This window comes from Sphingobium olei (assembly GCF_042678845.1).
In the GTDB taxonomy this organism is placed as follows: Bacteria; Pseudomonadota; Alphaproteobacteria; order Sphingomonadales; family Sphingomonadaceae; genus Sphingobium; species Sphingobium olei.
The window spans coordinates 1-1,085 of the sequence record NZ_JBHTLS010000035.1; the positions used below are offsets into that span (position 1 = coordinate 1).

At 58.2% G+C, this 1,085-nt stretch carries 1 pseudogene; it reads left to right on the top strand.

Annotated features, from left to right (window positions below):
- Positions 1–169 precede the first annotated feature (169 nt).
- Positions 170–969 (top strand): annotated as a pseudogene (locus ACFQ24_RS03890) (IS5 family transposase); the annotation flags it as partial.
- Positions 970–1,085: the final 116 nt, after the last annotated feature.

The window sequence follows — 1,085 nt, forward strand, 5'->3', positions numbered from 1 at the left end:
CAGTCCTTTGCGGCTATGCTCATCTCGAGCAATGCCAGTCCATGCCATTGATCACTCCATCTCTCGCAAGGACGGCGTGAATCATAACATGCTGGTATTGCTCAACAACTTTTGGATCGGGCTCTTACCTGAGATGATTCAATGTTTTGGTGTGACAGCGGAGGCTTGGATGGCGGGACAGCTGGGTTTCTTTGATCTTTCGGACCGATATGAGGCATTAAGCGTGGCGGGCGATCCGCTGGAACGGCTGTCGGGGGTGGTGGACTTTGAGCTATTCCGGGGTCCGCTGGTGGCGGCGCTGCGACGCGGCCCCCGGAACAAGGGGGTGACCACCATTCGACCCGGTGCTGATGTTCAAAATCCTGGTCCTGCAAGCCTTATATTCGCTGTCCGATGAGGCGACCGAACTCCAGATTAAGGCCCGGCTCTCGTTCCAGCGCTTCCTGGGTGTTGGCCTGGAAGGCACGGTGCCTGATGCGACCACGGTTTGGCGGTCCGCAAGAGGAAGGCTTGTAAAAGCCAAGGCAATCGACCGGCTATTCGCGCGCTTCGATGCCGCGCTCAAGGATCGGGGATATCTGGCCATGGGTGGGCAGATCATCGACGCCACCGTCGTGCCCGCACCCAAGCAGCGCAACACGCAGGAGGAGAAGGCAGCGATCAAAGACGGCCGTATCCCCAAGGGCTGGAAGCCCGCCAAGGCTCGGCAAAAAGACCGCGATGCGCGCTGGTCGATCAAATATACCAAGGCCAAGGTCCGGGAAGGCGCAGATCCCAAGGCGGCAAAGCCGGTTGATCTGGCCATTCCGATGTTTGGGTATAAAAACCATATTGGCATCGATCGAGCCTATGGATTGATCCGCACCTGGGATGCGAGCGCCGCCAATGCCCCATGACGGGGCGCGACTGCCCGATCTGATCAGCAAGGAGAACACCGCCTCGGGCGTTTGGGCCGATACTGTAGCGCGACAAACAGGATGAGGATTGCGCGTCAATCAGGATGAGAATGTGATTGTCGCGGCGCGTCATTCAGTGCCGATTTTAATTGTCGCTGGCAAGGACCTCGTTCTCATCCTGATTGTCGC